Annotated in this window: 15 protein-coding genes and 2 pseudogenes; 13 read left to right on the forward strand and 4 right to left on the reverse strand. The window is 66.1% G+C overall.

Annotation, left to right across the window (positions count from 1 at the left end):
- Window positions 1–170: pseudogene (locus H590_RS18495) on the forward strand (IS1380 family transposase); the annotation flags it as partial.
- A 672-nt stretch (window positions 171–842) separates the two neighbouring features.
- Here the strand turns inward: H590_RS18495 and H590_RS19470 are convergent.
- On the reverse strand, window positions 843–1,163 hold the full coding sequence (locus H590_RS19470) for an ArsR/SmtB family transcription factor (RefSeq protein ID WP_028703843.1): 321 nt from the start codon (window positions 1,161–1,163) through the stop codon (window positions 843–845).
- A gap of 53 nt (window positions 1,164–1,216) precedes the next feature.
- Here H590_RS19470 and H590_RS16765 point away from each other — a divergent pair, with 53 nt between their 5' ends.
- The 11 genes from H590_RS16765 to H590_RS16770 all read left to right on the forward strand — a co-directional run bounded on the left by H590_RS16765 (window position 1,217) and on the right by H590_RS16770 (window position 13,533).
- Window positions 1,217–1,612 (forward strand): YybH family protein, encoded by a 396-nt coding sequence (locus H590_RS16765; protein WP_051238622.1) that lies wholly within the window; start codon window positions 1,217–1,219, stop codon window positions 1,610–1,612.
- Window positions 1,613–2,030: 418 nt separating this feature from the next.
- Entirely contained in the window at window positions 2,031–2,264 is a 234-nt protein-coding gene (locus tag H590_RS0112855) for a hypothetical protein (RefSeq protein WP_126412713.1), read from the forward strand.
- Between the two features lie 131 nt (window positions 2,265–2,395).
- Window positions 2,396–4,057: an IS21 family transposase gene (gene istA, locus H590_RS0112860; RefSeq protein WP_028703845.1), complete on the forward strand. Its 1,662-nt coding sequence runs from the start codon at window positions 2,396–2,398 to the stop codon at window positions 4,055–4,057.
- Window positions 4,054–4,869, forward strand: a complete 816-nt coding sequence (gene istB / locus H590_RS0112865) for an IS21-like element helper ATPase IstB (RefSeq protein ID WP_027586303.1) — start codon at window positions 4,054–4,056, stop codon at window positions 4,867–4,869. Before istA ends, istB begins: the two co-directional genes overlap by 4 nt.
- A 231-nt stretch (window positions 4,870–5,100) precedes the next feature.
- Window positions 5,101–5,808 carry a DUF6803 family protein gene (locus H590_RS0112870; protein WP_027586302.1) on the forward strand — a complete coding sequence of 236 codons (708 nt, stop codon included), beginning with the start codon at window positions 5,101–5,103 and terminating at the stop codon, window positions 5,806–5,808.
- Between the two features lie 31 nt (window positions 5,809–5,839).
- Complete coding sequence (locus H590_RS0112875) at window positions 5,840–6,535, forward strand: response regulator transcription factor (protein WP_027586301.1); 696 nt, start codon at window positions 5,840–5,842, stop codon at window positions 6,533–6,535.
- Between the two features lie 83 nt (window positions 6,536–6,618).
- Window positions 6,619–7,674, forward strand: a complete 1,056-nt coding sequence (locus tag H590_RS0112880; RefSeq protein WP_036982503.1) for a sensor histidine kinase — start codon at window positions 6,619–6,621, stop codon at window positions 7,672–7,674.
- Between the two features lie 35 nt (window positions 7,675–7,709).
- The gene (locus H590_RS0112885; RefSeq protein WP_028703847.1) at window positions 7,710–9,188 is read left to right on the forward strand and encodes a multicopper oxidase family protein; all 1,479 of its coding nucleotides are present in this window, start codon (window positions 7,710–7,712) and stop codon (window positions 9,186–9,188) included.
- A gap of 175 nt (window positions 9,189–9,363) precedes the next feature.
- The gene (locus H590_RS0112890; RefSeq protein ID WP_028703848.1) at window positions 9,364–9,669 is read left to right on the forward strand and encodes a hypothetical protein; all 306 of its coding nucleotides are present in this window, start codon (window positions 9,364–9,366) and stop codon (window positions 9,667–9,669) included.
- Between the two features lie 68 nt (window positions 9,670–9,737).
- Complete coding sequence (locus H590_RS0112895; protein WP_044636502.1) at window positions 9,738–12,074, forward strand: copper-transporting P-type ATPase; 2,337 nt, start codon at window positions 9,738–9,740, stop codon at window positions 12,072–12,074.
- A gap of 223 nt (window positions 12,075–12,297) precedes the next feature.
- Window positions 12,298–13,533: a ClC family H(+)/Cl(-) exchange transporter gene (locus H590_RS16770; RefSeq protein WP_051238623.1), complete on the forward strand. Its 1,236-nt coding sequence runs from the start codon at window positions 12,298–12,300 to the stop codon at window positions 13,531–13,533.
- Window positions 13,534–13,799: 266 nt separating this feature from the next.
- On the opposite strand, the gene H590_RS0112905 is transcribed toward H590_RS16770, so the two are convergent.
- Entirely contained in the window at window positions 13,800–15,104 is a 1,305-nt protein-coding gene (locus tag H590_RS0112905; RefSeq protein ID WP_084149529.1) for a Bcr/CflA family efflux MFS transporter, read from the reverse strand.
- Between H590_RS0112905 and H590_RS17535 the strand changes: the two genes are divergently transcribed.
- Window positions 15,055–15,576: a MarR family winged helix-turn-helix transcriptional regulator gene (locus tag H590_RS17535; RefSeq protein ID WP_232020892.1), complete on the forward strand. Its 522-nt coding sequence runs from the start codon at window positions 15,055–15,057 to the stop codon at window positions 15,574–15,576. The two genes, H590_RS0112905 and H590_RS17535, sit on opposite strands and share 50 nt — an antisense overlap.
- A 248-nt stretch (window positions 15,577–15,824) precedes the next feature.
- Here the strand turns inward: H590_RS17535 and H590_RS16780 are convergent, their stop codons facing one another.
- Together H590_RS16780 and H590_RS19235 are read right to left on the reverse strand one after the other, a co-directional pair.
- Window positions 15,825–16,247: an integrase core domain-containing protein gene (locus tag H590_RS16780; protein ID WP_269471520.1), complete on the reverse strand. Its 423-nt coding sequence runs from the start codon at window positions 16,245–16,247 to the stop codon at window positions 15,825–15,827.
- Between the two features lie 125 nt (window positions 16,248–16,372).
- Window positions 16,373–16,504 (reverse strand): annotated as a pseudogene (locus tag H590_RS19235) (IS110 family transposase); the annotation flags it as partial.

Below are 16,504 nucleotides of genomic sequence, written 5' to 3' on the forward strand. Positions count from 1 at the left end.
CCCGGCGGTGGGAGCCCAAGAAGCTGCGCCATCGCCTGTTCGCCATCCCCGCCACCCTCGCCCGGAGCGGCCGGCGCGTCATCCTGCACGTCTCGGATCGCCAACCATGGGTCGACACCGTGGTCGCCGCAGTCGGCGTGCTGCGGGGCCTGCCCGCCCCCGCGGGATAGCCCCCGGTATGCACCTTGACCGCCCACCATCTGAAAGAACCCCACGGCCCGGACAGCCCGACCCCCGCAGCGACATGCGGCGAACCGTCGCACCCGCCTGCCAGAATCAATGCTCAGTTCGACGACACAGCCGCCGAACCCCCACCCAGCAGCCACCCATGAAAAATCGAGGCTAGAGCAACCAGACCGAAGGGGAACCTAAGTCGGCAAGGTGAACCGGGAGGCCCCGGGCCGGTGGGTCGGGTCTCCTGGTGTGGTGGTCGCTCGGCCTGGCGTGGGACTCCACGGATGAAGGGAAATGGTTGGGCGGGGAGTCCTGGACAACGCTCTTCTGGCGTCCCGGACTGTTCCCTGTGTGTCGCCCCTGACTGTGTCCTGTGAGCCTCCGACAACGGCCCGTACGGCGCGTTGTTCTGTGCAGCGTCCCCGGGGGTGATCCCGAGCTGCTCACCGATACGCTGCAGCGCACCAGCCTTCCGATCCGGATCCTGTCGCGCCTCGACCGCCAACCGCGCCGCACGCTCACGCAACTCATCCGGGTACTTCCTCGGTGCAGCCATAACTCTCATCCTCCGTGAATTGAGAGCCTCCACCGAGCCCGGGACGCTTCAGTAGCGACCGTCTGACATTCAGCGTCTGGTGGGTATTCCGTCGGCCCACCTCACGATGAACTTACGATGAGCTTGCGGGGGGAGCTGGAAGAGCGCCCACCGATGCCAGGAGGCCCGGGAAACGGGCCTCGAGGTCGCCGCGACGCAAAGTGAGCAGACGATGCTTGCCGGCCGGCGTGGTCGTGATGACGCCGGCCTCACGAAGGATGCGGAAATGGCGCGACATACTCGCCGGGCTGAGGGGCGTGGGAACTTCCCCACATGAATGTGGCTGGTCGTCGGCGATGTAGCGAACGACCTGCAACCGAACCGGGTCCGCCAGTGCTGACAGCACGGTGACCAGGTCCAAGGACTCGACCGACGGGTGAAAGAGCACGGGCATGTCTCCATGCTACTATCTATTCGATAGTTGCCTAACTGACGAATGGAGTTCCGATGGCTGAGACGGTTCTGGACAGGTACTTCGAGCTCTCCGACACTGCCGGCGCCGACCCGGAGGACTTCGAGCGGTTGATTGCTCTGTTCGCCGATGACGCTGTCCTGACACCCAATGGTGGCGATCCCGTGCGTGGCAGGGCGGCGATCCGGCAGTTCTTCACAGCCTTTTTCGCCCGGAACGTCGCATCACGGCACATGTGGACGACTCGGATCGAGGGGTCCCGGATCACGGTGGCGTGGGGTGTGGTCTTCAAGCGCGCGAGCGGACAGGTCTTCACACTCAACGGCACCGATGTCGCCGAGATCTCCTCGGCACACCTCATCCAGTCTCTGCTGGTGCGAGCCGTCCAGCCGGCTCCGGTGTCAGCGGATACTCCAGGACCAAAGGCATGACGTCAAGGTCAAACCTTCTCGGCAGTGTAAGTAGTCCCGTTACCGGCCAGTCCCTCTCGTAGAGCGGCGACCTGTTCTCTCAGATGGGACATCGATTCCAGCCCGCACCTCCCGGAACCCGCGACAGTGTCTGGTGGGGTTACACTACGGTTGACACCATAGGCAACGACTTGCTGACTCAGGCCACGAGTAGATCAACTCAGGCCCTGAGGGTGACGGGAGCCTCCGATACTCCATGGATGCGGGATCGGTCTGGCGGGACCCTGTCGACTGAATGCTTGAGAGCTTCGGGACCGATCGTGGTCGGGTTTGCTGGTGGTCAGGCCCATTGATTTATCGGACGATTCTCCTCGTGGCCTTGTTGACCCGGCTGAGGCCTCCCGACGCGAGTGGCAGGTGCGATCTGCCGTTCCTCCCAATGCTCATCGCACTCGGACTCACGGTCTCTCCGCTGATCGCTGGGTTGTCCTTTCCCGACAGCACTTTCACGGACGGTGCCCGGATCGCTGTCCTCATCGCCATTGTGATCGTCGCGAGGCCCGCCGCCGTGACGCTGCGGCGGGACGCGCGTCAGGGCTGCACCTCGGACACGACCGGCGACGATGCTCCCGATGGCCGTATCAGCCTCCGTGGTCACCTGTCGTGGTTGTGACAGCTTGGTTTGGCCCCGTTGTGACGGCCTGAATCGGCCCCACGTGCAGCCTGCCGGGGTGTTGACGGTCTGAATTGGCCCCGCCCCTCCACGCTGGTCCCCATCCACTGGTGTGAGGCGAGGAGGCCGAGATGGGGTCACGAGTGCAACTGTTTGCCGACATCCGCCACGACGCGCGAGTCGATGGCCTGTCCATCCGCGAACTCGCGCGCAAGCACGGGGTGCACCGCCGCACCATTCGCCAGGCCCTCGCGGCAGCCGAACCCCCGCCCCGCAAGACCCCGGTACGGTCCGCACCACGTCTGGACCCGTACAAGCCGGCGATCGACCAGATGCTGCTCTACGACCTGACCGCCCCGCGCAAGCAGCGCCACACCGCCACGAGGATCCTGGCCAGGTTGCGTGACGAGCACGGTGCCACGGACCTGTCCTACTCGACGGTGCGGGACTATGTCAGGACCCGGCGGGCGCAGATCGAGCTGGAGGCCGGGCGGCGGGTGGAGGCGATGGTGCCGCAGGACCACGCCCCCGGCGCGGAGGCCGAGGTCGACTTCGGCGAGGTGTATGTGATCCTCGACGGCGTCAAGACCAAGTGCCACATGTTCGTCTACCGCCTGTCGCACTCGGGCAAGGCGATCCACCGCGTCTACCCGACCGGAGGGCAGGAAGCCTTCCTCGAGGGCCACATCGAGGCCTTCCACGCCCTGGGCGGCATCCCGACCCGCCACATCCGCTACGACAACCTCACGTCCGCGGTCGTGCAGGTAATCCATGGCGGTGACCGGCTCCGCGAGGAGAACGAACGCTGGGTGCTGTTCCGCTCCCACTACGGCTTCGACGCGTTCTACTGCCAGCCCGGCATCGACGGCGCCCATGAGAAGGGCGGTGTCGAGGGCGAGGTCGGCTGGTTCCGCCGCAACCACCTCACCCCGATGCCCGAGGTCGCCAGCCTGGACGAACTCAACGACCAGATCCGTGTCTGGGAAGTCGACGACAACACCCGCCGGATCGCCGGCCATGCGAACACGATCGGGCAGGACTACCGCGCCGAGCTGCCCCACCTGGCGCCGCTGCCGGCCGATGACTTCGACCCCGGCCTGATCCTCCACCCGCGCGTCGACCGCTCCGCCCTGATCACCGTGCGCATGGTCAAGTACTCCGTTCCGGCGCACCTGATCGGGCAGCGCGTCCGGGTCAGTCTGCGGGCCTCGTGCGTGGTCGTGTTCGAGGGCCGCACCGTGGTCGCCACCCATCCCCGCCTCGGCACGCGTGGGGTGACCCGGGTCGAGCTGGACCACTACCTCGAGGTTCTGCGCCACAAGCCCGGCGCGTTCCCCGGCTCGACCGCCCTGGCCCAAGCCAGAGCCGCGGGGGCGTTCACCGCCGCCCACGACGCGTTCTGGGCTGCCGCCCGCAAGACCAGCGGCGACGTCGCGGGCACCCAGGAGTTGATCGACGTGCTCCTGCTCCACCGGTCCCTCCCGTCTGACGCGGTGATCGTCGGGATCACCAGCGCCCTGTCCGTCGGGGCCGTCTCGGCCGACGTCGTCGCCGTCGAGGCCCGACGCCACAGCGTCAGCCACACCGCGCCCGCGCCGCAGTGCGGCGGCACCGTGGTGAACCTGCCACCGCGCCGCCACACCGACTCGAACTCGCTGATCGCCGCGCTACCGGCCGACACCCGGCCCCTGCCCAGCGTCACCGCCTACGACGAGCTGTTGCGACGTCGCCAACCCGACCCCGCTTCGGCCACCGCCGAAGCCCATCACCACACTCCGACAGGAACCCCATGACCACCACCAACACCAGCAGCTCCCGTCCGGGCGGTCTTCGTCGTCGTCACGGCCTCACCGAACAAGCCGCCCAGGCCGCGATCGACCAGGCCTGCCGCCGCCTACGACTGCCCACCATCCGGTCCGTCGTCGATGAGGCGATCACCACCGCCACCAAGGAACAACTCACCTACCAGGGCTTCCTCGCCGAGCTGCTCCTGGCCGAGGTCGACGACCGTGACCGGCGCTCTACCCTGCGCCGTATCAAGAGCGCCGGATTCCCGCGCGAGAAGTGGCTGGCCGACTTCGACTTCACCGCGAACCCGAACATCAACCCCGCCACCATCAACGAGCTCGCCACCGGGGACTGGATCCGCCGCGGCGACCCGCTGTGCCTGATCGGGGACTCCGGCACCGGCAAGTCCCACCTGCTCATCGCACTCGGGACCGCCGCCGCCGAGCAGGGCTACCGCGTCCGCTACACCCTCGCCACCCGCCTGGTGAACGAGCTCGTCGAGGCCGCTGACGAGAAGCAACTCACCAAGACCATCAACCGCTACGGAAGAGTGGATCTCCTGGTCATTGACGAACTGGGATACATGGAGCTCGACCGGCGCGGGGCCGAGCTGTTGTTCCAGGTCCTCACCGAGCGGGAGGAGAAGAACGCCATCGCGATCGCCTCCAACCAGTCCTTCTCCGCCTGGACCGACACCTTCACCGATCCACGACTGTGCGCAGCGATCGTCGACCGCCTCACCTACAACGCCACCATCATCGAGACCGGCACCCACTCCTATCGCCTCGCCCACACGCGAGCTCGCCAGACTCTGTGACTCGACGGGTCATGGCGTGGCCATCGAGAGAAGTGCACGGCAGAGAGGCGGCCGAACCGAGTGCCGGTCGACTTCTGGTGGGTTTCTGTGCCACTGCGGGTACTGCACAGGTCCGGGGCATCGATGGTCCGGACGGGGGAGGTGGGTGACAGCCGGTGTTCGCGGTGGATCTTGATCATTTCTTCACACTGTCTTGCTCGTGCTCGACATGCCGCCTGGAGGCTTGGCGGCATGACGACGAATGAATCCTCATCCCTGGCTCGTGGGTCCCTCGCATTCCTGGGAATTGCCAGCGTGGCCGCGGTCGGGCTGGCCCTGGCCGTGCCCGACCTGACTGCTGGCTCGGGCATGGCTGGCATGGCGATGACCCACTACATGGAACTCCTCGCGGTGCGGCAACCGTGGAACCTGCTGTTGTTCATGGCCCTCCCGGTCATCCTGGCCGAGACCTTGGCGATCACGGAACTGGTCATGCTGCTGGGGCGCCGCAATGACCGGCCCGCAGCCCCGTGGGTGGCGAGGCTCAGTCGGGCTGCTGGCCTGCTCGCCGGTCCCGTGTGGGTCTTCATCGGGACGCACCTGATGGTCCACGCGGTGGTGCCCTTGACCATGAATGGGGGATGGCGCGGCCCGGCTGATGTCATCGCGGTCCTCAGCTACCTGGTCGGTGGCCTGCCCATGCTCGTGATCAGTCTCCTCGAGGCGGGGGTCCTGGGCCGCAGTAGTGAGAACCGTCTGCGGATGCACGTGGCGATGGTGGCGGCCTTCCTCGTGGTGGCCCACGTGGCGATGATCTTCGGGATGGTCGATCCGGCAGTCCTGGGAGGTGACACGTCGTCGAGCGTCATGACCCATGACATGGGTGGCATGTCCGGCATGAACCACGACATGGGCAGCATGAACCACAACATGTCCCCGTCCTCGCAACCGACGAGGTGACGCCTGCTGGGTCTCGTGGTGAGGTGGAGCCATGAGCGATGTGGCGCGCACTTCGGTGCTGGTGGTCGACGACGAACCGGTGCTGGCCGGCACGGTGAAGAACTACCTGGAACGGGCCGGCATGGCCGCAGACACCTGTGCAGACGGGAACGAGGCGGTGTCGCGGATCCGGGAGGAGCAGCCAGATGTCGTCATCCTCGACCTCGGCCTTCCGGGCCTCGACGGAGTGGAGGTCTGTCGCAAGGTGCGCACCTTCAGCGACTGCTACGTCCTGATGCTGACCGCGCGAGCTGACGAGGTGGACATGCTCATCGGGTTGTCCGTGGGCGCGGATGACTACCTCACCAAGCCCTTCAGCCCGCGCGAACTCGTCGCACGTGTCCAGGTGATGCTGCGTCGCCCGAGATCCACGGCTTCGGCATCCGTCGCCCGCAGGATCGGGGAACTGGTGGTGCATCCCGACTCGCGCGAGGCTTCCATGGATGGTGTGGCGGTGGACCTGACACGCACCGAGTTCGACCTGCTGAAGGCCCTGTCCGCGCATCCCGGACGTGTGTTGAGTCGGCGTCAGCTCACGGACATGGTCTGGGGCGAGGACTGGGTCGGCGACGACCATCTGGTCGATGTCCACGTGGCACACCTTCGCAAGAAGCTGGGTGAGGAGGCCGCCGATCCCCGCTACGTGCTGACTGTGCGGGGCGTGGGCTACCGGATGGGCCGAGGCTGATGGGAGGACGGCCATCAGAGCTGTGGCCCGGGTTGTCGTGGGGTCGACGGCTGGTGTGGACCCAGTTCGCCGTCCTGGTCACCATGAGCGTCACGCTGGTCCTGACCGCCCTGGAGATGGGCCCGCCGTTGTTCAAGAAGCACATGGCCGAGGCCGGGCACACCCAGCCCATGGTGCTGGACCATGCCGAGCGTGCCTTCCATGACGCCGGTGCGGCCTCCCTGGGATTGGGACTTGCCGCCGCGATGATGATCGCGGCGGTGACGTCATGGGTGCTGAACCGCAGCCTCATCCGAGGGCTGGATGCCCTGGCCGAGGGGGCTGAGAGGGTCGCGCACGGCAACTACGACGACCCCGTGCGCATGCCGCCACTGGGGCGCGAACTCGAATCCGTGGCCCATGAGTTCAACCGGATGGCGGCCCAGATCGCGGCCACGGAGGCCACCCGACGACGCATGTTGACCGATCTTGGCCATGAGCTGCGAACGCCCCTGTCCGTGACGCGGGTGACGCTCGAGAGCCTCCAGGACGGAGTCGCCGTGTATGGGCCGGAGGTCCTTGAGGTCCTCCAACGCCAGAACGAGCGCATCACGGCGCTGGCGGCCGACATCTCCGAGGTCTCCAGGGCAGAGGAGGGGCGGATCCCCTTGGAACTACGGCTGACCCGCATCGATGACCTGGTGGAATCGGCGGTCACCTCGTGTGCGAAAGCCTGTGCCGAGGCAGGTATCCAGCTGGTGACCCGTGGCAACTGCCCCGTGGAGGTGGATGTCGACCCTGCACGCATCGGCCAGGTCCTGGACAACCTGCTGCGCAACGCCGTCCAGCACACGCCACGCGGGGGTGAGGTATGTGTGACGAGCTGGTCTGACACGGACTCGGTGTCCATCCAGGTCAGCGACACCGGCGCAGGCATACCCGCCGGTGAGGTGCCCCACGTCTTCGAACGCTTCTTCCACCAAGGATCACGCAGGGTCCGTGACGTCGACGGCGGAACCGGAGTCGGCCTGACCATCGCCAGAGCCGTCGCCCGGGCACATGGGGGCGACGTGCTGGCGGCCAGTCCGGGGGTGGGCTGCGGTGCGTCGTTCACCCTGGTGCTGCCACGAAGTCTTGATCGAATCTCCACACTTCCCTGACCCGGTCACAATGCGGGGCGGGAAGAGTCGGGGGCATGAACACGATCACTCGCCGACAGGCCTTGCTCGCCGGCCTCGGCCTGGCATCCACCAGCGCCCTGGCTGCATGCGGCGCCAAGCAGCCCTCCCCGGCCAGCACCACCCCGGCCACATGGGCCATCCCGACCCAGACACCACTCGCCACCCCGGCCGGGGCGACGACCGTCACCCACACCCTGACCCCGCGCCCTGTCACCTTGGACCTGGGCGGTGTCCTGGCCAAGACCTGGGCCTACACCGACGAACTCGACGGGAACGTCCTGCGCGGCAAGGCGGGCGACCTGTTCCGGGTCACGGTCGACAACCAGCTCCCCACAGCCACCTCGGTGCACTGGCACGGCATTGCCCTGCGCAACGCCTCCGACGGTGTGCCTGGTGTCACTCAGGACCCCATCGCCGCCAAGAGTGCCTTCACCTACGAGTTCGTCGCACCCCATGCCGGAACCTACTTCTTCCATCCCCACAGCGGAGTCCAGATCGACCGGGGGCTGTACGCTCCCCTCGTGCTGGACGACCCACGCGATCCGGGCGACCACGACGCGGAATGGGTCCTGGTCCTGGATGACTGGACCGATGGGGTTGGCAAGTCACCGGATGCGATCTTCGCCGACTTCAAGGCCAACAGCGGCCCCCTGTCCCAAGGAATGAACCACGACATGGGAGGCATGGACCACGGCAGTTCCCCCTTGGGCGATGCCGGAGACGTGAGCTACCCGCACTACGTCGTCAACGGCCGGATCCCGGCCGCACCGCGCACCCTCACGGCACGCCCCGGGGACAAGGTCCGGCTACGGCTGATCAATGCCGGAGCCGACACGATCTTCAAGGTCGGCCTGTCCGGGCACCGACTCACCATCACCCACGCCGACGGATTCGCCGTGCAGCCAGTCGAGGCGACGGCCATCTACCTCGCCATGGGAGAAAGGATCGACGCCACCGTCACCGTCGGCGACGGCGTCTTCGTGCTGCAGGCCGCCCCCGAGGGCAAGACCGGTACTCCCGCCCGCGCCATCGTCAAGACCGGCGCCGGCAGCATTCCGCCGGCCACCACCCGAATCCCCGAACTCGGAGGAAAGGCTGCCCTGGGCACCGCCCTGCGCGCCGCCGACGCAGCCAAGCTGCCCGACAAGGAACCGGAGCAGACCCTCGAGGTCCAGCTCAACGGCCAGATGAAGCCCTACGCCTGGGGCATCAACGGCAAGAAGTTCGGTGAGGACACACCCCTGTCGATCAGCCCGGGACAGCGGGTCCGGATGCGGATGACGAACATGACGATGATGGCCCACCCGATGCACATCCACGGCCACACCTGGTCCCTGCCGGGCAGCAACGGACTACGCAAGGACACCGTGCTGCTGCTGCCCATGCAGACCATCGAGGCCGACCTGCAGGCCGACAACCCCGGAGCCTGGATGCTGCACTGCCACAACATCTACCACGCCGAGATCGGCATGATGACCAGCCTGCGCTACTGACCCCAGCCCACGCCGATGCGGTTCCCGCGTCACCCCGGGAACCGCACCGCCGCATGCCCGCACATGCCTCCGACGTCTTGGTCAAACCTTCATCATTTGCCCCGGTCCAGCTTCATGGACGCTCGACAGTCTGGATGGTGACGGCAGCCAGCCACACACGACGAAGGAGACCACCATGTACACAAACCCCACCCAGCTCAACCGCAGTGACAGCGACGCTCCCCGCCCCGCCGCCGACCCGGTACTCGAGCCCGTGCAGCACCGGCACGACCCGAAGATGACAGGCCACGGCAAGAGCCACCACTGGATGCACCTGCTGATGTGTGCCCCGATGCTGCTCATCGTGGCAGGATACCTGTGGACAGGTCGTGCCAGCCTCGCCGCAGGCGGCGTCATGGCCGCCGTCATCCCCGCCCTCGGCTGCGTAGTGATGATGTGGCTCATGATGCGGATGATGAACCACGGGGCCGATCACCACTGAGCCAAGAACCTCGCACCACGCGCCCACCAGCACCACAGAGCACCACCACTCAACGGACGAGGAAGACCATGACCAGCCCTACCCCACCCGACGAGCCCATCACGGCTGAAGGGGACTCCTTCACCTGCCCCATGCACCCCGAGGTCACCAGTGACCACCCTGGCCGCTGCCCCAAGTGCGGCATGTTCCTCCAACCGGACGGACAGCCCCCCGCGCCAGCAGCACACCAGCACACCCACCCCGGGCAGACTGCTGCCCACCAAGAGCACGGCGGGCAAAGCGCCCCGCCACCACAGGCCGACACCGGCCCACGCGATGGCGAATGGACCTGCCCCATGCACCCCGAGATCCGGCAGGATGGGCCGGGCGAGTGCCCGATCTGTGGCATGGCGCTCGAACCGGTCTCGGTGGGCGTCCACGACGGACCCAACCCAGAGCTGGCAGACATGCGCCGCCGTCTCCGCGTGGCAGCCGTGCTCAGCCTGCCCCTGGTGGTGCTGGCGATGGTCCCGGCCCTGGCCGTCGGGGCGTGGGTGCCCTGGGTCGAACTCGCGCTGTCCACCCCCGTGGTGTGGTGGGCCGGGTGGCCATTCTTCGCACGTGGCGCCCGATCAGTGGCCAGCCGGCACCTCAACATGTTCACCCTCGTCAGCCTCGGTGTGGGTGCCGCGTGGTTCTACAGTGTGGTCGCCGTCCTGGCCCCGGGGATCTTCCCGGCCATCATGCGTGATGACGGTGGCCGGGTCGGCGTCTACTTCGAGGCCACCGCCGTGATCATCACCCTGGTGCTGCTGGGGCAGGTACTCGAACTGCGGGCACGCGACCAGACCTCGGGTGCCATCCGCGCCCTGCTGGACCTGTCGCCAGCCACCGCGCACCGCATCAACCCCGACGGAGAAGAAGAGGAAGTGCCATCCGCGGACCTGCAGGTCGGCGACCATTGCCGGGTCCGCCCCGGTGAGAAGATCCCAGCAGACGGCATCGTGGTCGACGGCCACGCCTACGTCGACGAATCCATGATCACCGGCGAGCCGGTACCTGTTGACAAGAACCCCGGCGACCGTGTGATCGGCGGCACCATCACCAGCGGCGGCAGCCTGGTCATCGAGGCCACCGGCCTGGGCGCCGACTCGACCCTGGCCCGCATCGTCGACCTCGTGTCCCAGGCGCAACGTTCCCAAGCCCCCATCCAAGGGCTCGTCGACAAGATCTCCGCTGTGTTCGTGCCGGTCGTGATCGGCATCGCACTGATCACCTTCGCCGTCTGGGCCACGGTCGGGCCACAGCCCCGGCTACCGTTCGCGATCGTTGCTGCAGTGTCCGTGCTCATCATCGCCTGCCCTTGCGCGCTTGGCCTTGCCACACCCATGTCCATCATGGTCGGGGTTGGTCGCGGAGCCCGCGATGGCGTCCTGGTCAAGAACGCCGAAGCACTCGAACGACTGCAGAAGATCGACACCCTGGTGGTCGACAAGACCGGGACCCTGACCCAGGGCCATCCCAGCCTCGTCGACCAGAAGGTCGTCGCCGGCCACCACGCCGAGATCGTGCTGGCCATGGCGGCCGCTGTCGAGTCCGGGTCCGAACATCCCTTGGCCCGCGCGATCGTCGACGCGGCGCGAGAACGCGACGTCACCGTACCGACCGCCACTGCATTCACCGCCCACCCGGGTGGCGGCGTCGAAGCATTGGTCGACGGTCACCAGGTCATGGTCGGCAGCCCTGCCTTCCTCACGACCCAGCATGCCGACACGACCCCCCTGACCGACGACATCGACGCCTTCCGTCGCCAAGGAGCCACTGCCGTCATCGTGACTGTCGATGGTCAGCCTGCAAGCATCCTGGCCATCGCCGACCCACTCAAGCCCACCACCGCCCAGGCCATCGACGACCTACGTCACCGTGGCATGCGGATCGTGATGCTGACCGGGGACAACGCCACCACCGCCCACGCCATCGCCGACGAGCTCCACATCGACGAGGTGATCGCGGACGTGCTTCCGGATCAGAAGCATGGGCACGTCCAGCGGTTCCAGGAGCAAGGTCACACGGTCGCGATGGCCGGTGACGGCGTCAACGACGCCCCTGCCCTGGCCGGGGCGGACGTTGGCGTCGCCATGGGCACCGGGACCGACGTCGCCATCGAGAGCGCAGACGTGACCCTCCTCGGCGGCGACCTCGCAGCCCTGGTCAAGGCCCGCGACCTGTCCGTCGACACTATGCGCAACATCAAGCAGAACCTGCTGTTCGCATTCATCTACAACGTCATCGGCATTCCGATCGCCGCGGGAGTGCTCTACCCCGCCTTCGGCTGGCTGTTGTCCCCGATGATCGCCGCAGCCGCCATGGCCCTCAGTTCGGTGAGCGTCATCACCAACTCCCTGCGCCTGCGCCGACACCACTGACATGAACCGCCCCCCATAAGCTGCCCGGAGTTCACTCTGGGTTGGCTTCTCGCACCCAACCGGGGCCCAGCCAGACCGACAACCCGGGGCCAAATGAAGTTGACATAGCCACCTGTCGGGTATCGCGGCGCGGGAGGAGGAAGCAGGTTGCGCGACAATTGATCCCGTGCGAACTTTCTCCATCACACGTCTTCATCGGCTGGCGTCGTCGCGCAGATGGCGCGTGACACGCAACGGTATCCTCGCGGGAATCGCCGGCGGCGCTGCCGCGAGCCTCTACCGCTACTTCATCGAGGAGGCCACCAGGGCGGCGTTGAGTGGGTACTCCTTCCTGGGACGCCACTGGTGGGCGCTGTTCCCCTGGCTGGTAGCGGCGGTCATCGTGTCAGCGACGGTGTGGCTGTTGCTGCTACGGGAGCCGCAGGCGGCCGGATCGGGAATCCCCCAGGTCAAGGCCTACTTGATCGCCCGAATGGGAATGCGTCCCACACCGGTCGTGGCGACACGCTTCCTGGGCGGGGTGGGTGGAGCGCTCTTCGGCCTGTCGCTGGGCCGGGAGGGTCCCTCGATCCACATTGGGGCCGCCATTGCCAAACTGCTGGCGCGCCCACTACGAGCCACCAGCGAGGAACAGGACCACCTTGTGACCAGCGGCGCCTCAGCGGGTCTGGCAGCAGCCTTCAACGCACCGGTGTCCGGCATCCTGTTCGGCATCGAAGGTCTTCACCGCAGCTTCTCCCCGCTGGTGATCGCATCGGCCTCGACCGGCGCGCTGGCGGCGGGTGCGGTATCGACTCTGGTCTTCGGTCCGCACCCGATCCTCCAGTTCGGCGTGGTGGGCACACTTGGTCTGTCGCGACTGTGGATGGTGATGCCTCTGGGAGTTCTCGCGGGGCTCATGGGTGCTCTGGTCAATCGGATCCTGTTGGCCTCCCAGAGCCTGGCGAGTCTGCCGGGGCCTGCTGGGATCCTGACCGCGATGGTGGGCGCCCTGCTTGCGGGCTGCATGCTTCCTCAGGTCCTCGGGGGCGGAGAACCACTGATCGGGTGGGCGGAACAGACCGCTACCGGTATCGGCCTGGTCGTCCTGATGTTGTGCGCGAAAACAGCGTTCACCGCCATCAGCTTCGGATCAGGTATCCCTGGCGGCATCTTCATGCCGATCCTCGCGATCGGAACCCTGACCGGCACGGTATACGCCCTGGTCCTCCAGGCCTGGGGTGCGCCCCGGGGTGACCAGGCGATCCTGGCGGTGTGCGGGATGGCCGGTCTGCTCGCTGCGAGCGTACGGACTCCATTGACCTCGATCCTGTTGACCGCCGAGATGAGCGGGAGCCTCTCTCATCTACTGCCGGTCGCCGTGGTCGTCATCCTGGCGGTCTTCACCGCCGATGCCCTGAGAGTGCCACCGATCTACGACGCTCTGCTCGATCGGATACTCGCATCGGAGGAGCTCTGAACGGTTGTCCTGGCGCGTCTGGATGGCCCCGGCGTTCTGGGGCCATCCAGCGGGCTCCATACTCGTCGGCCGGACAACCTGGTCGATTGAGGACCGACGCCAACTCGACACACCCTCATCTGGGAGGGGATCCCTCGGCACTGGCAGCCCTTCATCCCTGGAACCGCGGCGGAGTTTCGAGTCCTCGTCAGTCGGCCTCTCTCCCCAGGAGGTGCGCACCCACGATCGGGTGAGCATCCAGCGGTGCGCAACCGGCTACTGACGGTTCAATGGCGAGGCTCAGAAGCACCTGAACCAACAAGGGCCGCACCACCAGCCACGATGGCACATGATGTCATGACGATCGCGGTGGGCAGCGAGGAGGTCCCCAAGCCCACCAAAGGGGCCACTGCTGCTGCGCTGACGGCTTGCCCGGTGCCGATGACAGCCGATCCGGCTCCCTGACTCTCAGCAGGCAGAGCCGAAAGGGCCTGCGTGGTGAGGTTCGGCAACAGCGCGGACAGACCCGCCGAGGCCAACGACACTGCGGCCACGAAGACCACCAGCCGAGGGGCGGCGAGGGCATCGATCAGAGCCGCCGCGCAACCAGCCATCATCACCACCAGGGCTGCTCGAACGACTCTCATGGGCAGATGAGTGATCACCAACCGCGAGTTGAGCGCACTGCCGATGATCATGACCGCCGCGTTGATGGCGAAAACCAGCCCGTACTCGATCTCCGTCAGCCCGAAGACATCCTGCAGGATGAACGACGAGCTGGAGATGTAGGCGAAGAGGACACCGAAACCGGCCATGATCGCCAGCGAGAATGCGCCGAACTGCCCCACCGAAAGAACTCGAAGCGGAGCAGCGATCACTCGCGCGATGGGAGTGCGGACACGCCTCTCCGCAGGCAAGGACTCCGGTACCACGATGACAAGGGCCACCAGGAGCACCATCGAGATTCCAGCCAACAGCCACATGATGCCGCGCCAGCCCAACGGCTCTGCCAGGAAGGCTCCGAGCAGCGGCGCGGCGACTGGAAGGACGCCCTGGACCATCATCATCAGCGACAGCAGCTGTGCCAGACGTCGCCCCGACGAGGTGTCACCCACCACAGCCCTCGCCAGCACGGCCCCGGCAGCAGCCCCGACTCCTTGAAGAAACCGTGTCAGCCACAGTAGCTGGATGGTCGGAGAAAGAGCCGCACCGGCGCTCGCGGCGGCAGCAAGAGACGTGCCTCCGATGAGCAGGTACCGTCGTCCCAGCCGATCCGATACCGCGCCGATGACGTACTGCCCAACCCCGAACCCGAGCATGTAGGTCGTCAGGGTGATCTGTACCGCCGAGCTGGAGACACCGAGTTCACGGCCCAGGGCGGGGAAGGTGGCCAGATAGGTGTCGGTGGCCAGCGGCGAGAGTCCCGACACGAGAGCGACTGTCGTGAGTACCCCCGCCCCGATGTCGGCTCTTCCGGTGGTTGCGACAGTCTGAGATGAGTGCACATCCACACTGTATATAGATTGATATACATTGATCGAGGTGCTGAGCGTACCGGTCCTGACCGCAACTCGGATTAAGGGTGAGCGCATGACAGTCCCAGTGTCGTCTCGTCACAACGATGCGTCCGAGTGGGCCGATCTGGCATTGCTCACTCGACGGATCGCGCGGCAGGGTCACATCGCCGCGCTTCGTCGTTCTGAGGTTGAACTTCTCCCTCCCACTCTCGAGGAAGTCCTCCGCTTCATCGTCGACCATCCGCGGTGCCGGGTGCAGGACGTCGCCAGGTCGTTGATGTACGCCCCTTCCAATGCCAGCTCTGCAGTGGGACGCCTTGAAGCTGCCGATCTGGTGGAGAAGTCCCCGGACGCGCAGGACCGCAGGGTCGTCCGGCTGGTGGCCACGGACAGGGCCCTGTCGGGACGCCGGATCCTCGATGGCATGTGGATCGTGATCTACAAAGGGGCTGCATCGGCCTTGGACGCTGAGGAGCGCGCCACCTTACGGGCCACCCTGCCGCTGCTGAAGAAGATGGCCGACGCCATGACCGAGGACGAAATCTGACGATCTGACGTTGAGTGAGGATTCTCCGGACCATGGGCAATGCGCAGTGACTCGATACGCCGTCAGGGAACGAGGATTGGCGCGAGGACCAGAACCCGCGTGTCATCCTCCCCACCGATCTGGTCACAACCTGAACCGCGAACGGATCTGCCATGGTGTGCCGCGACGCCGGAGATTCCCAGTCGATGGGCCAGGTCGGGTCGGATTGGACTGCTTGCCGTTTCTCGGACACGCCCAAACACTTGGTTTCAGGCCACCTGAGGTGATTCCCGGTACTCCGCCTCAATCTCATTAGGGGTCCGATACCCCAACGACGAGTGAAGACGTTTCTGATTATACCTGAGCTCGATCCACCGCACAATATCCCGGACCGCCTCATCCTTGGTCCGATAGATTAACCGGTGCACCCTCTCGTTCTTCAATGTCGCATTGAACGACTCCGCCCACGCATTATCCCAGCACAGTCCCGTCCTCCCCACTGACAGTCTGATATCATAGGACTCGAGCAGCTCGGTGAATTCCTTCGACATGTACTGCGAGCCATGATCCGAATGGAAAATGGTCGCCCCTCTCACATACTCACAATTCCTGACGGCCATGTCGATGGCCTTGCAGATCAATCCGGTCCTCATGTGATCATCGACCGCGTAACCCGGCTCTTCAGGATCCAGGGTGTAGTCGGGGTCTGAACCCTCCGGTCTCCAGGAGGCTTCGGAGTCGGTAGTGGACCTCGTTGCGGAAGCCCAGGGCGATGCCGCGGAGGTGTTCGAGTCTGCCGTTGAATCTCCTATGTCTGTCAAGCAGAGCTTGGGGTGCAGTTGGCTGCGGCCGTGTTGAGTTTTCGGTAGATGTTTCGAGCGAGGTAGCGCTTGAGACAGCGGCGGATCTCTCGGGGTGTTCGTCCTTCGGCGCTGCGGCGTTCGACGTA

The organism is Acidipropionibacterium jensenii DSM 20535, from assembly GCF_000425285.1.
GTDB classification, from domain to species: Bacteria; Actinomycetota; Actinomycetes; order Propionibacteriales; family Propionibacteriaceae; genus Acidipropionibacterium; species Acidipropionibacterium jensenii.

Bases quoted from the DNA above. Each gene is read 5' to 3' on its own strand.
- H590_RS0112870 (WP_027586302.1), top strand. From the start codon at position 5,101: ATGACGACGAATGAATCCTCATCCCTGGCTCGTGGGTCCCTCGCATTC.
- H590_RS19470 (WP_028703843.1), bottom strand. From the start codon at position 1,163: ATGCCCGTGCTCTTTCACCCGTCGGTCGAGTCCTTGGACCTGGTCACC.
- H590_RS0112905 (WP_084149529.1), bottom strand. From the start codon at position 15,104: ATGCGCTCACCCTTAATCCGAGTTGCGGTCAGGACCGGTACGCTCAGC.
- H590_RS0112875 (WP_027586301.1), top strand. From the start codon at position 5,840: ATGAGCGATGTGGCGCGCACTTCGGTGCTGGTGGTCGACGACGAACCG.
- H590_RS0112895 (WP_044636502.1), top strand. From the start codon at position 9,738: ATGACCAGCCCTACCCCACCCGACGAGCCCATCACGGCTGAAGGGGAC.
- H590_RS0112890 (WP_028703848.1), top strand. From the start codon at position 9,364: ATGTACACAAACCCCACCCAGCTCAACCGCAGTGACAGCGACGCTCCC.
- istA (WP_028703845.1), top strand. From the start codon at position 2,396: ATGGGGTCACGAGTGCAACTGTTTGCCGACATCCGCCACGACGCGCGA.
- H590_RS0112855 (WP_126412713.1), top strand. From the start codon at position 2,031: ATGCTCATCGCACTCGGACTCACGGTCTCTCCGCTGATCGCTGGGTTG.
- H590_RS0112885 (WP_028703847.1), top strand. From the start codon at position 7,710: ATGAACACGATCACTCGCCGACAGGCCTTGCTCGCCGGCCTCGGCCTG.
- H590_RS0112880 (WP_036982503.1), top strand. From the start codon at position 6,619: ATGAGCGTCACGCTGGTCCTGACCGCCCTGGAGATGGGCCCGCCGTTG.
- H590_RS16765 (WP_051238622.1), top strand. From the start codon at position 1,217: ATGGCTGAGACGGTTCTGGACAGGTACTTCGAGCTCTCCGACACTGCC.
- istB (WP_027586303.1), top strand. From the start codon at position 4,054: ATGACCACCACCAACACCAGCAGCTCCCGTCCGGGCGGTCTTCGTCGT.